The organism is Mycobacterium sp., from assembly GCF_049281135.1.
In the GTDB taxonomy this organism is placed as follows: domain Bacteria; phylum Actinomycetota; class Actinomycetes; order Mycobacteriales; family Mycobacteriaceae; genus Mycobacterium.
Map to the genome: position 1 here is coordinate 1 of NZ_JBAPRN010000454.1, position 18,157 is coordinate 18,157.

Genomic DNA, 18,157 nt, shown 5'->3' on the forward strand with positions numbered 1-18,157 from the left:
GTCGTCGCCGGGTGGCGCGCCGGCCAGTCGGGCGAATTCGCCGGCGTGCGGCGTCAGCACGGTCGGCGCGCGACGGGACGCGAGCATGTCGGGATGCGCCGCAAGGATGGTCAGCCCGTCGGCGTCGATCAGCACCGGCAGGTTGGTCTCCAAGGCGAACCACAGTGCGGCAGCGCCGGTTTCGTCTGTGCCCAGTCCCGGTCCGACGACCCAGGACTGGACTCGCCCCGCGGCGGCCGGGGTGGGCGAGGCGATCACTTCGGGCCAGTGCGCAAGCACGTCACTGTGGGCGCTGCCGGTGTAGCGAACCATCCCTGAGGTCGCCGCCACGGCGGCGCCGGTGCACAGCACCGCGGCACCCGGATAGGTCGACGAGCCGGCCATCACGCCGATGACGCCCTGGGTGTACTTGTCGTCGTGCGGCCCTGGCACCGGCCAGCGCGCCGCGACGTCGGCCGCGTCGAAGCCGAAGACGTCGGTGGTGGGCAGTTCGAGGCCGATGTCGATCAGCTTCACCCGTCCGCAGTCGGCCAGCGCGTGCACGGGCTTGAGGCCGCCGAACGTCACGGTCAGCACGGCGCGGACGGCTGGCCCGGTGATCGCGCCGGTAGCGCCGTCGATGCCGCTGGGGATGTCGACGGCGACGACTGGGATCGCTGCGGCATCGACCGCCGCGAAGACGTCGGCCGCGTCTGGCCGCAGCGGCCCGGACCCCGAGATACCGACGACGCCATCGATGACGAGATCGGTTGTCGCGGCGACGCTGTCGACGATCCGGCCGCCGGATTGGCGGAAGGCGGCCAGACCCTTCTGGTGGGTGCGATCCGGTTTGAGCAGTATCGCGTCGGCGGCCACCCCGCGGCGCCGCAGGAACGTTGCCGCCCAGAGCGCGTCGCCGCCGTTGTCGCCCGAGCCGACCACGGCGCACACCCGCCGCCCGACAACCCCGCCGGTGCGGGCGACCAACTCGCCGATGATCGCGGTGGCCAATCCGTAGGCAGCACGGGCCATTAGCGCACCGTCGGGCAGGCTGGCCAACAGCGGCGCTTCGGCCTCGCGGATCGCGTCAGCCGAGTAGTAGTGCCGCATTGTGCCCAGATTACTTGCCTCGACGCCCAGCGACGACGAAGCCAGGAATTACGCCGGAATCAGCTACCTGAGCGCGACCCGGAAGTAGCCGGCCGCGGTCGGGTCAGCGGGTAGAACAGCAACCCGACGAAAACCGCCGAAAAGTGGCCGATCGCAGTGAAGTTGAACTGCGTGATCAGCAAGACGACGAAGACGGTGATCAACACCGCGAGATAGGCCCATCGCCATGGCCGGGCAATGCGATAGGCCAGCACCGCTATCACGCCGACCAGAAAGTAGCTCACCCCGATATCGGTGGCGTGGACCAGTCGCTCCGGCGCGCGGTGAGACTGAATCGCCAGGTACAGCCAGCCCTCGCTGATATATGTTGCGCCGACGTGAGCAGTCAATCCGACGGCGAGCCAACGCATTTGACCGAGCCAATGCTCCGCGGGCGCCAGGAACAGGGTGAACAGCAAGAGATACGGCGTCCAGGATCGGCCGTCGATCCACAGCAGGCTTTCGAACAGCACATGCAGCGGGTCGGTAGCCAAGTCATGAATATTGGTCGATGCATGCACCAGCAGGCGATGCAGGTGGCGACCCGCCTGAAGCTGACGGATCGTGGTGCCCAGCAGCACAGCCAGCCACAGATAGGTCAACGGCGCGGTTCGCACGAACCGCCACGCCGCGGCCAGCCGGCTTCGTAGTCGCGTGCCCAGCGAAACGTCTTCCATGTGGTTCACCGTGGCACGGCGCAGCCCCGATCCCCGGGATGGACCCCTTGATCCGCTACCACGCCCCGCGTATGGTTGAAAACCAATTACGAAACCCTGCGTATCGTAATCCGGGCTTCCGCCGCAGGCGCTCAGCGATGATGCGAAAGGACTCTCTTGGTGCGCAGCCGCTACGCGGGCCAACCTTTCACCACCTCCAGCACCGACATTGCCGCCGCGCTCGAGCAGGTCAGCATCCCGACTTTGCTGCTGTCGCTGGTGCACATCACCGGCGACCCACACTTCATCCGCGAGTTCAAACCGGCCGGGATCTTTCTCAACGAGGTCCAGGGCTTCATGTCCGACGAAGACAAAGGGCGGGCACGGGCCGAGGCGCTTCCGGTGATCACCGACTATCGCGACCGCGGCTGCCCCGAGCCGGCCCCGCTGCCGGCCGAGCTGATCAGGGAAATGATGGACTGGGCGGTCTGCGAAAGTGTGCCCGACGACTACCTGGCGCTGCTCGCCGAGGAGATGGACCTCCAGGGCGTCGACCCGCGCCGGCCGGCTCCGCTGGACTCCGACCTTGCCGCGCAGGTGCCGGTGGTCGTCATCGGCTGCGGCGAATCGGGAATTTTGGCCGGTATTCGGTTGCAGCAGGCCAACATTCCGTTCACCATCGTGGAGAAGAACCCGGGCCCAGGTGGAACATGGTGGGAGAACAGCTATCCCGGGGCGCGCGTCGACGTTGCCAACCACTTCTACTGCTACAGCTTCGAGCCCAGCAACGAGTGGTCGCACTTCTTCGCCGAACAACCCGAGCTGCAGAGCTACTTCACCCGCCTGATGGCCAAGCACGGCCTGAACGACCATGTGCGCTGGCAGACCGAAGTCGTCGCCGCCGAGTGGGACGACGAGGACGGCATGTGGACCGTCACCATGCGCGAGGACGACGAGGGTCTCACTGAGATGCAGGCCCGCGCCGTCATCACCGCGGTCGGCCAGCTCAACCGTCCACACATCCCAGAGTTCGAGGGCGCGAAAACGTTTCGCGGGCCGTCGTTTCATTCGGCAAGGTGGGACGACTCGGTCGACGTCACCGGAAAGCGCGTCGCGCTGATCGGTGCGGGCGCCAGCGGGTTTCAGATAGCGCCGGCCATTGCCGACGAAGTCGAGCACCTGGCGGTGTTCCAGCGCACCGCACAGTGGATGTTTCCCAACCCGATGTATCACGAGGAAGTCGGCGACGGCGTGCGCTGGGCGATGGACCACCTGCCGTTCTACGCGCGCTGGTACCGATTCCTGGTGCTGTGGCCCGGGTCCGACAAGGGGCTCGATGCGGCGCGGGTCGACCCGGCTTACGCCAACCAGGATTACGCGGTCAGCGAGATCAACGCCGTTGCCCGCCTGATGTTCACCGACTGGATCACCACCCAGGTGGACGGCGATGAGGAGCTGCTGGCCAAGGTGCTTCCGGACTATCCGGCCACCGGCAAGCGGACGCTGCAGGACGACGGCACCTGGCTGCGTACGTTGCGCCGCGACAACATCGACCTGGTCCGCACGCCGATCCGGGAGATCACCGCCGACGGCGTCATCACCGAGGACGGCGAAACCCACGACGTCGATATCATCGTCTACGCCACCGGTTTTCGGCACACCGACGTGCTGTGGCCGATGAGCATCACCGGCCGCGACGGTGCCGACCTACACAGCGTCTGGGGCAACAGGCCGTTCGCCTACCTGGGTATTACCGTGCCGCAATTCCCGAACTTCTTCGTCATCTACGGGCCCGGCGCGCATCTGGCCCACGGCGGCAGCCTGATCTTCAACTCCGAGCTGCAGATGCGCTACATCAACAGTTGCTTGGCGAAACTTGCTGAGCCGGCGGTGCATTCAATCGAACCAACCGCCGAAGCGGCGGCCGACTGGCATCGACGCACCCAGCACGAAATCAAGCAGATGGTGTGGTCACACCCGGCGGTCAAGCACTCCTACTTCAAGAACTCGGACGGCGAGATCCACACCGTCAGCCCGTGGCGGCTCAACGAATACTGGTCGGCAACCCGCGAGCCGGACTGGTCCGCGTTCATCACGCGGAGCAGGGCTACTCGACGGTGACCGACTTGGCCAGGTTGCGGGGCTTGTCGACGTCGTAGCCGCGGGCCTGCGCCACCGAGGCGGCGAACACCTGCAGCGGAATCGTCGACAGCAGCGGCTGTAAAAGCGTTGATACCGCTGGGATTTCGAACAAGTGATCCGCGTACGGGCGAACGGTGTCGTCGCCCTCCTCGGCGATGACGATGGTGACCGCGCCACGCGTTTGGATCTCGCGGATGTTGGACAACAACTTGCCGTGCAGCATCGCCGAGCTCTTCGGTGAGGGCATCACCACGATCACCGGCAGACCGTCTTCGATCAGTGCGATCGGACCGTGCTTGAGCTCACCGGCGGCGAAGCCCTCGGCATGCATGTAGGCGAGTTCCTTGAGTTTCAGCGCGCCTTCCAGCGCCACCGGGTAGCCGACATGGCGGCCGAGGAACAGGATCGTCGACGCCTGGGCGAACCGATGGGCCAGCTCGGCAATCGGCGCGATCTCGGCGATCACGCGGGCCACCAGATCGGGCATCGACTCCAGGTCGCGGAATTCGCGTTCGACCTCGTCGGGGTACTTGGTGCCGCGGGCCTGCGCGAGCGCGAGTCCGACCAAGTAGTTCGCGGCGATCTGGGCCAGGAACGTCTTCGTCGACGCCACACCGATTTCCGGGCCGGCGCGGGTGTAAAGCACCGCATCGCATTCCCGTGGGATCTGCGAGCCGTTGGTGTTGCAGATCGCCAAGACCTTGGCCTTCTGCTCCTTGGCGTGCCGCACGGCCTCCAGGGTGTCGGCGGTCTCCCCCGACTGGGAGATCGCAACCACCAGCGTGCTGCGGTCCAGGACCGGGTCACGGTAACGGAACTCGCTGGCCAGCTCCACCTCGACGGGCAGCCGGGTCCAGTGCTCGATCGCGTATTTGGCCAGCAGCCCGGAGTGGTAAGCGGTGCCACAGGCAACGACGAAAACCTTGTCGATCTCGCGCAGTTCCTGATCGGAAAGCCGCTGCTCGTCCAACACGATGCGGCCGTCCACGAAGTGCCCGACCAGGGTGTCGGCCACCGCGGTGGGCTGCTCGGCGATCTCTTTGAGCATGAAGTACTCGTAGCCACCCTTTTCGGCGGCGTCCAAGTCCCAGTCGATATGAAACTCGCGGTATTCGACGTCCTCGTTGCCGTGGAAATCGGTGATCCGGTAGCTGTCGGCGGTGATCGCGACGGCTTGGTCCTGGCCGAGCTCGACCGCCTCGCGAGTGTGTCCGATGAAGGCGGCGACGTCGGAGCCGACGAACATCTCGCCGTCGCCGATGCCGACCACCAGCGGCGTGGACCGGCGCGCCGCGACGATCGTCCCGGGCTCGTCGGCGTTGGCGAACACCACGGTGAAGTGGCCCTCGAGGCGGCGCAGCACGGCCAGCACTGAAGCGGTGAAATCGCCCGCTGTCTCGCCGTGGTGGTACTCGTGGGCGACCAGGTGGACGGCGACCTCGGTGTCGGTGTCGCTGGCAAACTCGACGCCGGCTGCCTCGAGCTCGTGGCGCAGAGTCGCGTAGTTCTCGATGATGCCGTTGTGGACGATGGCGATCTTGCCCGCCGCGTCGCGGTGTGGGTGAGCGTTGCGGTCGGTGGGACGTCCATGCGTGGCCCAGCGGGTGTGCCCCAGGCCGGTGCTGCCGGCCAGCGCGGCGGGGTCGGTCGCGGCGAGCGCGCTCTCCAGGTTGGCCAACCGGCCGGCGCGCCGACGGACCGTCAGCTTCCCATCCCCGGCGACCAGCGCTACGCCCGACGAGTCGTAGCCGCGGTACTCCATCCGGCGCAGCGCGTCGACGACAACGCCCAGGGCGGGCTGATGCCCGACGTAGCCGACGATTCCGCACATAGCCCACCAGGGTAGTGCAGTCTGGCCGCCCGAGACGCCCACCAAGGGTCCCGACAAGGCAGTGCAGCCGCCCCAACTGGGTCGGCTGCACGCTGCTGACCTGCACGAGGTCGGCTATTTGTTGATCTATTCGAGGGCGGTGACTACTGGCTCACCAGCCGGGGTGACCCCAACCGGGGCCTTCCGGGCCCCAGCCCGGACCGCCCGGTGGTGGGCCACCCTGCCAAGGGCCGTAGCCGTGCCAGTGGCCGCCGTCACGCGGTTCGCCATCGAAGAAGCCGTCATCGTGGCAGCGGCCCCAGTCCCAGTTGTTGCCCCAGCCCGGGTCCCAGAACTGCCCTGGACACCAGTGGTAGTCCGGAAGCGGGGCCATCGGCTGGGCCTCAGCGACGCTCGCCGCGCCAGCGCCGGCAAGTCCGAGACCCGAGACGATGGCAGTCGCAGCTGCGATTCGTTTGATGTTTATCACCCGTTCTTCGTACCACCCGGGGCCCTCCAGCTAAACCTTTAGCCCGCAGAATTTCTTATGTCTTCCTGTGAATATCTTTGGTATTGAATGGGATTCAATACCGAGGGCAACCGGGCGTTGACGATGGCGTAAGTGGCCTGGTCTGCGAAGCGGCCACCAAATAGGGCAGCCGCCCCGAAAGGGACGGCTGCACTTACCGAATCGTTGGTCGGCTCACGGATGCCACGGGCCATAGCCGTGCCAGTGGCCCTGGTCGTGCGGCTCACCGTCGAAGTAGAAGTCGTCGTGACAGCGGCCCCCGTCCCAGTTGTTGCCCCAGCCCGGGTCCCAGAACTGCCCCGGGCACCAGTGGTAATCGGGCAACGGGGCGCTCGGCTGGGCTTCGGCCAGGCTCGCCGCGCCGATACCGGCTAGACCCAAGCCCGCGCTGATGGCTGTGGCGGCTGCGATTCGTTTCATATTCATGGCACCGTCGTACCACTTCGTCCAACCGCTGAAACGTCCCTTCTGGGCGTGTTAGCTGGCGACTTGCTGTCAATCAGCTTGATATCGGCTGGCGCGCCCGTGCGGCAAGGCAATCGGACCGGTGCCGGCGTGCGATACCGTCATCGGGTGGCAAAGACCAGCAAGCTCGTCGGCGCCCTCGCGCGACGTGGGCCGCACCGAGTTTTGCGCGGCGACTTGGCCTTCGCGGGACTATCCGGCGTGGTTTACACGCCCGATTCCGGTTTCAATTTGCCCGGCGTGGCGTTCGGCCACGACTGGCTCACCGGGGTCGCGCGCTATACGGGTCTGTTGGAGCACCTGGCGTCGTGGGGCATCGTCGCGGCGGCACCCGACACCGAGCGCGGGGTGGCGCCGTCGGTGTTGAACCTGGCCTTCGACCTGGGCACCGCGCTCGATATCGCCGCCGGAGTGCGACTCGGGCCGGGCCAGATCAGCGTGCATCCCGCCAAGCTCGGCGTGATCGGTCACGGCTTCGGCGGCTCGGCAGCGGTGTTCGCCGCCGCCGGGATGAAGGCCAAACCCCAAGCGGTTGCCGCCCTTTACCCGACCATCACCAACCCGCCGGCCGAGCAGCCGGCCTCGACGCTCGACGTGCCCGGCGTCGTCTTCAGCGCTCCAGGATCTGCAAAAGCACTGCGCTCCAACGCCATTGAACTCTGGCAAGCGTGGGACACCGCGACGCTGCGCATTGTCGCCAAAGCACAGCCCACCGGGCTGGCCGAGGGTCGTCGGTTGACGACCGCGTTCGGCCTCGGCGCCCCGGACCGTAAGACGCAGAAGACGACCCGTGCGCTGCTGACCGGCTACCTGCTGTATGCGCTGACCGGCGACAAGACATATCGCGACTTCGCCGACCCCGACGTGCAACTTCCCAGGACCCTCCCGATGGGAGACGAGGCCGCGCCGCTGAGCCCCGAGGAGAAGTTCGTCGCCCTGCTCAAGGGCTGAGCGTGGCGTCACTGCCCAACTTGGGGTAGTTCATCCTCGGCGATCTCACACGGTGTCGAGCCATCAGTGTGCGGCGCCGCAGCCGGCGCGGGCTGATCATCCGGTGGCGTAGCAGGTGGCGGCGGATCGAGTGGCTGCCCGACCGGTTCGGCCGCGGAATCGCTTGTCGTTGGCGGATTTTGGGTGACCGGATCGGCCGGCTGGTCGGCCGCTTTGGCGTCATCGACGCTGACCGGCTCGGCCTCATCGTCGGTGTCTGTGTCGTCCTGCTTGTCGTCGTTGTCCAGGTCTAGCGGGTCACCGGTCAGCACGTCATCGGCCGGGGAAGGGCCAGACCCGGAGCCAGCGCCGAGCCCGCCGGCCAATGAGCCGAGAATGCTGCCGATACTGTCGACGATGCTTCCGACGACACCACCAAGGCCGCCCCCGACCCCGCCAAGTCCGCCGAGATTGCCTGCACCGGTGGACAACCCGCCGGCATCGCCAAGCGGTCCCGCCCAATCGGCCGACATCGGTGCCGCATCGTCGATCCCGTCCGTCGAAAGTGCCCGCGGCTCTGGACTTGTCGGTGTCCGCGTAGCCGGCGCCGCGGCAGGCACGGTCGGCGCCGGCTCGGGCGGCAAGGACATCGCCGGCGTCGTGTGGGTGCCTGGACGCTCCTCGAAGGCTGGTTGCCAACTCGGGCCGAAGTCGCCCGGAATATCGAAACGCACTTCGGATGTCGACGCCAACGCGTGGATGGCCTCGTCATAGGACGCCGCCACCGACGCCGAGCCGGCGCCCATCGCAGCGAGCCAGTCGTGGCGAATGTCATTGTCCACATAGGGTTTAACCTGCTGACCAACCACCTCTTCGGCCGTCGACCGGTCCCCCGTCCCCGCCGTGATGGAGTGGCAAGCGGCGAGCCAGGACGACCGCTCCGCTGCTCGGCGCTCATCGATCGCGACCGCGTTTGCGACCTTGGCGTCGACCGACTTCCACACGTCGTCGCGCAAGGCGGCGTAGCGCTCAGCAGCAGCGTTGACATGTACGGCCACCTCGGCCGCGACATCGCAGTGACGCTGGAGAAACCGCGTCGCGGTGTCCGCGCCCGAACCCCGCCACGCGACCGCGAGCTCGGTGACCTGTGTGCGCTGCACCCACAGCGCCTCCTCGATCGCGTTCACCGCAGCCCGGAGCGCGCCAGAGTCGTCGTCGAGTACCCGCAGGTCAAGCCCCACCTCGGAGTCGTACCAGTCCCAAACCTGTGACGTGTGCGCGGTGAGGTCGGGCTGCTGATAGCCCAGCTGGTGGCATGCGTCGACGTAGGTCTGAGTGTGCTCGATCGCGGGCCTCCCCTCGGCCAGCCGCGCGCTGACATCGAACCGGTCGGCCACTGTCAGCCGATCCGTGCGGCGGCGAGTTGGTCGGCGTCGGCGTAGCGATCAGCACTGGCCCGCAAGGCGGCCCCGACCTCCATACTGGCCCGCGCCCATTGCGTGAGCTCACCGGCGAGCCGGTGCAATGTAAACCGCAGCGCATCACCCTGACCGATGTAGGCGCGCCCAGACGTGGTGCCGTCGAAGGCCAACCTGCCGAACTGGGTGCGCACCACGCCGTCGATCAGATGTGCTGCGTCGTCGAATCGGTCCGCAACGGCGTGCACCGCTGCAGCGTCGACGAATGCGTCTCGTTGTGCCATACCGGGTTCGACGCGACACGTCGCCCGGCGGTTCCACCTAGTGTGTGGCGCGCACCGTGTCGGCGACATGGGCGGCAAGCCGGTGAGCGACGTGCTCGTCGTCGGCTTCCACCATGACCCGGATCATCTGTTCGGTTCCGGAGGGGCGCAACAGGATTCGACCGGTGTCACCCAGTTCGTCTTCGGCCTGCTGAACCGCGTCACGCACCGACGGCGCCGCAATGGCAGCGACCTTGTCGGCGACCCCGACGTTGATCAGCACCTGCGGCAGCGTGTGCATCGCCGAGGCGAGGCTGGCCAGCGATGCGCCGGTCTGGGCCACCCGCGACATCAGCCGTAGACCGGTCAGAATGCCGTCACCGGTGGTGGACAACGTGGGCAACACGATGTGCCCGGACTGCTCGCCGCCGAGGCTGAACGGACCAGATCGCAGTTCTTCCAACACATATCGGTCACCGACGCTGGTGGTGCGAACCTCGACTCCGGCCGCCCGCATCGCCAGGTGCAGCCCGAGATTGCTCATCACGGTGGCGACCAGCGTGTTGCCGGCCAGCTCGCCGGCCTCCTGCATGGCCAGCGCGAGGATCACCATGATCGCGTCGCCGTCGACGATCTCACCGGCGGCATCGACAGCCAGGCAGCGATCGGCATCGCCGTCGTGGGCCAGGCCGAGGTCGGCGCCGTGGTGCAGCACCGCCGAGCGCAGCACGTCCAGATGCGTCGAGCCGCAGCGATCGTTGATGTTGAGGCCGTTGGGTTCGGCGTTGATCGCGATGACGCGCGCGCCGGCGGCGCGGTAGGCACGGGGTGCGGCGGCCGAGGCGGCACCGTGTGCGCAGTCGACGACGACGGTCAGCCCGTTGAGTTGGACGGTGCCGGCCTTGCCGACCTGTCGGAGGTAGCGGTCCAGCGCGTCCTCGGCGTCGATCACCCGGCCGATTTCTGCGCCGACGGGACGCAGCCCCGGACCGGTCGCGACCAGGTCCTCGATCTGGTCTTCGGTCGCGTCGTCGAGCTTGTGCCCGCCGGGGCCGAAGATCTTGATGCCGTTGTCGGGCATCGGGTTGTGCGACGCGGAGATCATCACGCCGAAGTCGGCGTCGTAGGCGTGGGTCAGGTAGGCCACCGCCGGGGTCGGCAGCACACCGGCCCGCAGCGTGTCGACGCCCTCACTGGTCAGGCCCGCGATCACCGCGGCTTCCAGCATCTCGCTGCTGGCGCGGGGGTCGCGACCGATCACCGCGACGCGCCGCCGTCCGCTGTTCGACCTGGTCAGCCGCCGTGCGGCTGCGGCGCCGAGGGCCAACGCGAGCTCGGCGGTGAGCTCGCGATTGGCGACCCCGCGGACGCCATCAGTGCCGAATAGTCGACCCATACGGTCAAACCTCTCACAGTTGGTGACCGCGCACACACACGACATGAGGATTTGCCGGAGTGCCATCCAACCGGTACGCGGCCGTGATCGCCGCCTGGATCAGCGCTTGCTGTACTGCGGCGCCTTACGGGCCTTCTTCAGGCCGTACTTCTTGCGCTCGGTGGCACGCGGGTCACGAGTCAGGAAGCCGGCCTTCTTCAGCGCGGGCCGGTCCTCGGGCTGGACCAGGATCAATGCCCGCGAGATCGCCAGGCGCAGCGCGCCGGCCTGGCCGGAGGGGCCGCCACCGTCCAGGTGGGCGAAGATGTCGAAGGCCTCGGCCCGATCGACGGTGACCAGCGGCGCCTTGATCAGCTGCTGGTGCACCTTGTTCGGGAAGTAGGCCTCCAGGGTGCGGCCGTCGAGGTCGAACTTGCCGGTGCCGGGTACCAGACGGACCCGCACCACGGCTTCCTTGCGGCGGCCGACGGTCTGGATCGGGCGCTCAATGACGATGTCCTCGCGCGGGGCCGGCGCTTCGGCCGCGACGGGCTCGGCGGCCTCGACGGTTTCTTCGACCACGACCTCGGTCTCGGTTCCTGCGGTCTCTGTCATTGGGCCACCTGCTTGATCTCGTACGGAGTCGGCTGCTGAGCAGCGTGCGGATGCTGCGGACCGGCGTAGACGTGCAGCTTGCGCTTGATCTGCCGGCCGAGCTTGTTCTTGGGGATCATCCCGACGATCGCCTTCTCGACGACCCGATCGGGGTGCTTGTCCAGCAGCTCGCCGATCGTGCGGCTCCTCAGCCCGCCGGGGTAACCCGAGTGGCGGTAAGCCAGCTTCTTGTGTTGCTTGTCGCCGCTGAGGGCAACCTTTTCGGCGTTGATGATGATGACGAAGTCACCGCCGTCGGTGTTCGGCGTGAATGTCGGCTTGTGCTTACCGCGCAACAGATTTGCTGCCGCGACGGCAAGGCGACCGAGCACCACGTCCTGGGCGTCGATGACGTACCACGTCCGCGTGGTGTCACCCGCCTTAGGCGCGTAGGTGGACACAGCGCTTACCTATCCTTCTCTCGGGTGGATCCCGGTGACCCGGGTGCCGGTCAGGCGTGTGCGGAAGGGATTTCTCGGCGACCGACGTTGACCCGAGTCCCGGCGTACCGCACGCCAACGGAGCAGCTTACCGGGGGTTATCCGCGCAGGTCAAAACGCATCATTCGGGGGCAGAGCTGTCGAACTCGCCAAGGGTAGCCACGTAGCGGGCGAAGTCCTCGATCAGACGGTTCGCCGCAGCGGTTCGGGCGACCTCTGGCCGAATAAGTCGCATGATCGCCTCGCGCGCCACGGTCGATATCGGCAAACCACGCTTCGTAGCGACGCGTGCAAGCTCGGCTAGCTCATCGGGATTAAGTCGCACCTGCAAAACCTTGCTGCGGCCGTTACCCCGCGAAATCCGAGCCGAATCAGCAATTGCGGCATTGCCGTCAGCTTCGATCGCCGCGACCTCTTTTTCGATGAGGGCCGCGATGTCGCCGTTCGCTTCTTGTTTCGTCATGTCCGCTCTGTTCCCCTATAAAGACGAAGCTCGTGCCTATTCGCCCTCCACGTGGTAGCGCCGTACACACGACCGTCGCGGATGACGACGACGACTGTTAACACCTGCTGGGCCGTGTGCAAGTAGCCAATGATTCGCAGGCTGTCGCCGGTAACGCTTCTTGGATCAGGATCGATAACCAGCCTCTCGGGGTCCTCCAAGGCCTCGTCCGCTTGCTCGACGGTGAGGCCCTTCTCAGCGACATGTTCGCGTCGGTACGACCAATCAGCCTTGCGATACAACACTCACTTGCGTAGTACAAAGTAATACAACCGCTACTCCTTGGCAATGCCATGCGCCAGCGCTCAAAAGCTTCTAAGAGGGCGCTACGCAAACCGACAGTTCGACGCCACCGGAAGCCTCGAGAAACGTGCGGGATGACCGCATTCCGCTCTCGGATATGACTGCGCGGTCCCGCCGGTCTCTCCTTACCAACGGGACCGCGCAGAGTCTTCGGGTGATTACCGCCCCTGCTGGGCCCACACGCCGGCAGCTCGGTGATCAGCGGCCGCGACATCATCGGCGCCCTCGCGCACTGCGTTGCCCAGGTCGACCAGGATCTCGTTGAGAGCGGTGGCCGCTTGATGCCACTTCAACTGCTCGACCCCATAGGCGGTGGCAGCTTCCCGAGTCCATAGCTCCTGCAGAGGCGCAACGCTCGCCCTCAGCTCTTGCAACGCAGCGTTGAACCGCGCAGAAGCCGTGTGGATTTCCTGCCGGACGGAGGATTCGATCTCGTCGAAGTTGTATGACAGCCGCGAGTCCATGGACGGTGGCCTCACAGGTTGCCGGCGGCAGCGCCGATGTGAAGCGCATGATTCTCGGCCGCGTCGCGCAGCGCGACTTCGTTATGGCGAATCGTTTCCGCGATGCTCTGCAGCGCGTGGTGCAGTTTCATCGACTCCGCGTTCCACCGGTGCACCACATCCTTGAAACGCGATGCCGCCATCCCGCCCCATACCGATGGCGGTACGCCACTCATGCGACCGATGAATGACTGCAGCGTCGCCCGAATCTCCTCATTACGGGCATCGATGGAGGCAGCGACCGAGCGCATGAGGTCGAAGTCAGTGCCTAGCGCGTTGCCACCTGTCGGAGTGCTCACATGATCCCCTCTTGCCAACAGCCGCGGACCTAGCCGCGCTAACAACAGATGAGACGCCCGCTGATCCGATCTGGTTCCCGCCAAATTCATTCCAACGCCCGAGCCGACCGGACCGCGACCTCGCATTCCTGGTTCACCGCCTCGTCGTGGCCCTGACGACTTTGACATCCGATGCTGATCCGAACAGCTTTGTCGACCCACACCGTCCAGCGGATGTCATGACCAGACCGGATCTCTCGGTAGGTCACTGCAGGACGATCTGCACTGTGGCCGGTCGGGTTGAAGTCGACGAATACTCCAGCAGGTTCAGCGTCGATCGCGCTTTTGAGAAACTCGGCGGTCGCTTCCAAAGATGGCAAGGCAACCCGCGACTGCGTCACGTGCAACGCGACTTCCGGATCCGACGGTGAGGTGATCTGCACCCTCGCCGAACCGGGTCCCGTCACGACGCGTCGTATTGGCCATTGAGCCGGAACCTTGAGTGCAACATGGCCTTCAACGACATACGTTGTCGGAATGTTGTCGTCACGACCGCGCGGTGGTGCGTGACGGATCGCCGTGCCCACGCCAACCACGACACTGATCATCGCCAGAACCAGTCCGAACCTACAGACACCGCGTCGCACATCCCCCGAAACGGCCGTCCGGCTCGCGGCGCCGGCGCGGCTTTCAAGCGGAACAATTTCTCCGGCAAGCTTTCTCAAGCCGATGTCATCGACCTCCAGCGCGACTACCCTGCCAACAGAATTACGAAGTTTTCGCGTGATCAAAGCGGACAAGGTGCGGGCGCCGGGCACCGTTCTCGGAGCATCGATGACCACCAGATCCATGGTGTCCGACATCATCGCGAGGATGGAATGCGCGACCGCGTCAACTACGGCGTGCTGGTCCCGGTGGCGAGTCTGGGCCGCCACAGCGGCGCCGGTCACAACCACGAGATCATCAGCGATTTCGACAACCAACGTCGCAAGCTCAGACTTGGCTCGAGATGCGTGCGTCAACAACCACGACCGCGATCGCAGCACAACAGGGCCAACAAGAACGTGCGCAGCCGCGCCAACCACATCGATACGATCCGGCCCCCACCACGACGGGTGAACGACGATCACCTCTTCGGACGTACCGCAGTCGGCTGCCGCCAACACCGAACGCCACAGCGACTCGACGCTGACCGGACGAAGGTCGATCAGGGTTACCGGGTCGTCGATATGCTCGAAAGCAGTCTTTTCCGCCTCGCTGTCAGCGACAGTGGCTCCCCCACAACATAATCGGCGGACCGCGCTCGGGCCGACCTCAAGTATGTGCGCCCTCACGGTGGCGGACTCCAGCCGACTTGGATCAGCTGCGGGCTACCCCGCCTCGTAATCAGGGTGCCGCGGCCAGGCGGCATGGACGATGCGCGTACCGACCCGATCATCAACCCCTCGTCCGGGTTTCCACTCATCAGCAGCGTCATGGCACCGGCATCGCGCAGCCCGCCGAGTAGTGGCTCGAACATAGCCCGGGCTGCACCGCTGCTACGGCGTGCCACCAACAGGTGCAATCCCAAGTCTCTGGACTGCGGCAACACCTCCGCCAGCAAATCCAGCGGATTGCCGCCGCCACTGCCCACTAGGTCGTAATCGTCGATGACGACATATATCTCTGGACCCGACCACCACGACCTCTGACGCAATTGCACCGGCGTGGCATTTCGAGGGGGCATTCTTCGACGTAACTGCTCGATGATGCGCGGCACCGCCTCGCGGACTGCATCGGTGGAAGCAAGGTATCCGCCAAAGTGTCCGGATTCGGGCTGCACGACGCCAAGTAACGACCGTCGCACATCGACGACGAACAATTGGCATTGCGCACCGGTAGTAGTCCGCACCAGCTCACGGCAGATGGTGCGCAGCGTGGCTGTTTTTCCGGACTCGTTGTCACCGAGGATCAGCAGATGTAAATGCTGCGCGATATCGATTACGACCGGCCATAATTCGCTCTCCTCCAGGCCGATCAGAGGTCGGAGTTCAGCCGCGCCTGCGCGCTCAATCACCTCGCAATGGTCGACCCGCGTGGGCAAGAGCGGGATCGGCGGCGCAATCCAGCCGTCGCGACGCCAACACGAGCCGGCGTTCGAATCCTCGCTATCAAGCTTCGGTAGCGCGATGACCATGTGCAGTCCATCGTGGGAAAGTCCCCGGCCGGCCTTGCCCTCGGGAACTTCTCGAGCCCGCCGTCGATCCAGTTCGGAATCCGCGGGATCACCGAGTCGCAACTCGATTCGCGTACCGATCTGATCTCGTAGCGCCGGCCTTATCTCAGCCCAACGCGATGCTGACAAAACGACGTGCACACCATACGAGAGACCCTCAACTGCAAGTGCTGCGACCGATGTTTCGACGGTCTCGAGCTCCCGGATCAGGCTCGGCCAACCGTCCACGACCAGAAAGACGTCGCCGAAGCGATCGCACCGTGGATCCCGGTTTTCCTTGAGCCGCCGATAGTGTGCCATCGATTCGATCTCGTGGTCACGGAAGAGCATTTCGCGGGACCGAATGAGTGCGCTCAGCCAATCAATCGTCCGCCGAGTCAATTGGGGATCGACACGTCCGGCGACCGACCCTACGCTGGGCCACTGTCGCAGAGATGCCAACGTCCCACCCCCGAAGTCGAGACAGTAGAACTGGGCTGCGCTCGGATCGTGCGTGACTGCCAGCGCGGTGATAAGCGTGCGCAAAGCTGTCGACTTACCCGATTGGGGCGCACCGACAATAGCGACGTTGCCTGCGGCTCCGGACAAGTCGACGACCAGAGGCGTCCGGCACTGTTCGAACGGGCGGTCAACGATCCCGATCGGAACTGTCAACGGGGACGTCGGTTCACCGTCGATCAGCAGGGCGCTCAAGACCGGTGCCGCTCCGAGCGGTGGCAGCCACACTTCGTGCGCCCGGGGCCGGTGCCCCGACAGCCGCTGGACGACGGTCTGGAGGACGGTGCGACGCTCGACTGCATCCATCTCCGCGTGGCCGGCGACGGTGACCTGCCCGATCGGCTCGGTGGCGAATAGTCGGACCGGCGCTGACTTGTCTTCTGGCTCAGCTGAGATGGTCTTGCCCGCCGCAAGCTGTGCGTCGACCCGGCGCGGCCCGGACACGTACGCAGTCTGGAAGCGGATCAATCCATCGGTGCCGACACGCAGATAGGCAGCGCCCGGCGCGCTGGGCAACTCGTATGCATCAGACGTGCCCAGCACCATCCGCGATTCGTTGATCGACAACGTTTTTAGACATATCCGGTAGGACAGATGCGATTCCAGGCCGCGCAGTCGGCCTTCCTCAAGCCGTTGACTTGCCAACAATAAATGCATGCCCAACGACCGGCCGAGTCGACCGATGGCCACAAAGACGTCGGCGAAATCTGGATGTTGACTCAGCAATTCGGAGAACTCATCAACGATGATGAACAATGTCGGCAGAGGTGACAGTTGAGCTCCGCTACGCCGCGCTCTCGTATAGGCAGCGATCCCGTCGACGTTGCCCGCCTCGCGAAGCAGCTCTTGGCGGCGATTCATCTCGCCGGTCAGAGCATCACGCATTCGCCTGACCAAAGCCGACTTGTCGGACAGGTTCGTGATGACGGCGGCGACATGCGGCGCCGGCTCTAGCCCTGCGAATGTTGCGCCGCCTTTGAAATCGATGAGGACCAGGTTGAGATCCTCTGGTGAATGGCGGGCCATCATGCCCAACGCGACCGTCCGCAAGAACTCCGACTTGCCGGAACCCGTTGCCCCGATGCAGAGCCCGTGCGGTCCCATTCCGTTCTGGGCGGCCTCCTTTATGTCCAACTCCACCGGTGCACCCGCAACCGTGATGCCGATCGGAACACGCAGCCGATCGCGAGGCCTTCTACCGGCCCACAATTGTTCCGGCGCAAAGAAAGCGACATCGCCTATTCCGATCAGATCCGACCAATCCGTCAGCTCGGACGTATCCACGCCGCTTGCCCGGTAGCCGGCCAGCCTTTGCGCGCACACCAGCGCAGCGGTGTAACTCATGGCATCCGGTCGTGCCGTTACTTCCTGGTCGATCGATGTCCGAACGGCCATTTCGCGGTCACTCACTCGCAATCGCAGTGTCCCAACAGATGCGGTGTCCTCGATAGTCAGCGTCGTAACAGCCTTGGCGGCAGCGCCGTTCACTCGTTCGGCGTCGTCAACGTCACCGTCGACGACGACCACCACGTGCGGCAACACCGGATCGGCGGCCAGTCGGTCCGTTGTCACGCCGGCGAGTGCTTCGATCGCCGCCGCCAACGACGGATACACCAGCCGCACGGGCCCGACGTCGTCATTGATGTGGGGATGTCGACTGTGCGGCAACCATTTCAACCAATCCCAGTATCGTCTGTTGTCGTCACTGACAGCGGCGGCGATCAATACCAGCCGCGGGCTGTGCATAACTGCCAGTTGACAGATTGCCGCGCGCAACAATGCACGCACGTGGGTCGTGTCGCCGCCGACGCTCACGGCTGCGGCTTCGCGCAACGCGAGAGTGATGGGGACGTTCGGGACTGTCGAATGGGTGCGAAGAAATCGGCGTAGCGCGGTCACGGCGACCGGATCCAGCCGGGTAATAGCCTCCACGGTCGGCGGGACTAACCGGGTGGCAAGCGGCAGAGTTCCAAGACCGATTCGCACCTCGCAAAAATCTGAGTCCGAAGCTCGCCGCTCCCACATCCGGCAACCACCCGCCAGGGTCC

At 65.4% G+C, this 18,157-nt stretch carries 17 protein-coding genes; 2 read left to right on the top strand and 15 right to left on the bottom strand.

All coding sequences use genetic code 11. The features are described 5' to 3' along the window. Positions 1–1,089, bottom strand: a 1,089-nt coding sequence (locus WAN02_RS18310; protein ID WP_422265664.1) for an NAD(P)H-hydrate epimerase, incomplete at its 3' end; no start/stop codon positions are given. Between the two features lie 59 nt (positions 1,090–1,148). After that, positions 1,149–1,805 carry a rhomboid-like protein gene (locus WAN02_RS18315; RefSeq protein ID WP_422265665.1) on the bottom strand — a complete coding sequence of 219 codons (657 nt, stop codon included), beginning with the start codon at positions 1,803–1,805 and terminating at the stop codon, positions 1,149–1,151. Between the two features lie 159 nt (positions 1,806–1,964). Between WAN02_RS18315 and WAN02_RS18320 the strand changes: the two genes are divergently transcribed. Next, entirely contained in the window at positions 1,965–3,905 is a 1,941-nt protein-coding gene (locus tag WAN02_RS18320) for a flavin-containing monooxygenase (protein WP_422265666.1), read from the top strand. On the opposite strand, the gene glmS is transcribed toward WAN02_RS18320, so the two are convergent. From glmS to WAN02_RS18335, 3 genes are all read right to left on the bottom strand, one after another. After that, the gene (gene glmS / locus WAN02_RS18325; protein WP_422265667.1) at positions 3,892–5,757 is read right to left on the bottom strand and encodes a glutamine--fructose-6-phosphate transaminase (isomerizing); all 1,866 of its coding nucleotides are present in this window, start codon (positions 5,755–5,757) and stop codon (positions 3,892–3,894) included. The two genes, WAN02_RS18320 and glmS, sit on opposite strands and share 14 nt — an antisense overlap. Before the next feature lie 151 nt (positions 5,758–5,908). After that, positions 5,909–6,226, bottom strand: coding sequence for a hypothetical protein (locus WAN02_RS18330; RefSeq protein ID WP_422265668.1), 318 nt, complete (start codon positions 6,224–6,226; stop codon positions 5,909–5,911). Positions 6,227–6,439: 213 nt separating this feature from the next. Further along, positions 6,440–6,685 (bottom strand): hypothetical protein, encoded by a 246-nt coding sequence (locus WAN02_RS18335; protein WP_422265669.1) that lies wholly within the window; start codon positions 6,683–6,685, stop codon positions 6,440–6,442. 153 nt (positions 6,686–6,838) lie between these two features. Here WAN02_RS18335 and WAN02_RS18340 point away from each other — a divergent pair, with 153 nt between their 5' ends. After that, positions 6,839–7,681 carry a dienelactone hydrolase family protein gene (locus WAN02_RS18340; RefSeq protein ID WP_422265670.1) on the top strand — a complete coding sequence of 281 codons (843 nt, stop codon included), beginning with the start codon at positions 6,839–6,841 and terminating at the stop codon, positions 7,679–7,681. Between the two features lie 8 nt (positions 7,682–7,689). Here the strand turns inward: WAN02_RS18340 and WAN02_RS18345 are convergent, their stop codons facing one another. The 10 genes from WAN02_RS18345 to eccCb all read right to left on the bottom strand — a co-directional run bounded on the left by WAN02_RS18345 (position 7,690) and on the right by eccCb (position 18,152). After that, complete coding sequence (locus tag WAN02_RS18345; protein ID WP_422265671.1) at positions 7,690–9,057, bottom strand: hypothetical protein; 1,368 nt, start codon at positions 9,055–9,057, stop codon at positions 7,690–7,692. A gap of 2 nt (positions 9,058–9,059) precedes the next feature. Next, positions 9,060–9,362, bottom strand: coding sequence for a type VII secretion target (locus WAN02_RS18350; protein ID WP_422265672.1), 303 nt, complete (start codon positions 9,360–9,362; stop codon positions 9,060–9,062). A gap of 37 nt (positions 9,363–9,399) precedes the next feature. Further along, positions 9,400–10,737, bottom strand: coding sequence for a phosphoglucosamine mutase (gene glmM / locus WAN02_RS18355; protein ID WP_422265673.1), 1,338 nt, complete (start codon positions 10,735–10,737; stop codon positions 9,400–9,402). A gap of 99 nt (positions 10,738–10,836) precedes the next feature. Further along, on the bottom strand, positions 10,837–11,331 hold the full coding sequence (gene rpsI, locus WAN02_RS18360; protein WP_422265674.1) for a 30S ribosomal protein S9: 495 nt from the start codon (positions 11,329–11,331) through the stop codon (positions 10,837–10,839). Continuing rightward, entirely contained in the window at positions 11,328–11,771 is a 444-nt protein-coding gene (gene rplM, locus WAN02_RS18365; RefSeq protein WP_422265675.1) for a 50S ribosomal protein L13, read from the bottom strand. Before rplM ends, rpsI begins: the two co-directional genes overlap by 4 nt. Before the next feature lie 160 nt (positions 11,772–11,931). Then, positions 11,932–12,273, bottom strand: coding sequence for a hypothetical protein (locus WAN02_RS18370; protein WP_422265676.1), 342 nt, complete (start codon positions 12,271–12,273; stop codon positions 11,932–11,934). Between the two features lie 500 nt (positions 12,274–12,773). Then, complete coding sequence (locus WAN02_RS18375) at positions 12,774–13,079, bottom strand: WXG100 family type VII secretion target (RefSeq protein ID WP_422265677.1); 306 nt, start codon at positions 13,077–13,079, stop codon at positions 12,774–12,776. 11 nt (positions 13,080–13,090) lie between these two features. After that, positions 13,091–13,417: a WXG100 family type VII secretion target gene (locus WAN02_RS18380; protein WP_422265678.1), complete on the bottom strand. Its 327-nt coding sequence runs from the start codon at positions 13,415–13,417 to the stop codon at positions 13,091–13,093. Between the two features lie 86 nt (positions 13,418–13,503). Further along, positions 13,504–14,730 carry a type VII secretion-associated protein gene (locus tag WAN02_RS18385; protein WP_422265679.1) on the bottom strand — a complete coding sequence of 409 codons (1,227 nt, stop codon included), beginning with the start codon at positions 14,728–14,730 and terminating at the stop codon, positions 13,504–13,506. Further along, positions 14,727–18,152: a type VII secretion protein EccCb gene (gene eccCb / locus WAN02_RS18390; RefSeq protein ID WP_422265680.1), complete on the bottom strand. Its 3,426-nt coding sequence runs from the start codon at positions 18,150–18,152 to the stop codon at positions 14,727–14,729. The genes WAN02_RS18385 and eccCb overlap by 4 nt, the downstream gene beginning before the upstream one ends. Between the last annotated feature and the right edge of the window lie 5 nt (positions 18,153–18,157).

What these genes read in the sequence shown, in the direction of transcription:
- WAN02_RS18315 (WP_422265665.1), bottom strand. Translation starts at nt 1,805, where the DNA reads ATGGAAGACGTTTCGCTGGGCACGCGACTACGAAGCCGGCTGGCCGCG.
- glmS (WP_422265667.1), bottom strand. Translation starts at nt 5,757, where the DNA reads ATGTGCGGAATCGTCGGCTACGTCGGGCATCAGCCCGCCCTGGGCGTT.
- WAN02_RS18335 (WP_422265669.1), bottom strand. Translation starts at nt 6,685, where the DNA reads ATGAAACGAATCGCAGCCGCCACAGCCATCAGCGCGGGCTTGGGTCTA.
- WAN02_RS18350 (WP_422265672.1), bottom strand. Translation starts at nt 9,362, where the DNA reads ATGGCACAACGAGACGCATTCGTCGACGCTGCAGCGGTGCACGCCGTT.
- glmM (WP_422265673.1), bottom strand. Translation starts at nt 10,737, where the DNA reads ATGGGTCGACTATTCGGCACTGATGGCGTCCGCGGGGTCGCCAATCGC.
- rpsI (WP_422265674.1), bottom strand. Translation starts at nt 11,331, where the DNA reads ATGACAGAGACCGCAGGAACCGAGACCGAGGTCGTGGTCGAAGAAACC.
- WAN02_RS18370 (WP_422265676.1), bottom strand. Translation starts at nt 12,273, where the DNA reads ATGACGAAACAAGAAGCGAACGGCGACATCGCGGCCCTCATCGAAAAA.
- WAN02_RS18375 (WP_422265677.1), bottom strand. Translation starts at nt 13,079, where the DNA reads ATGGACTCGCGGCTGTCATACAACTTCGACGAGATCGAATCCTCCGTC.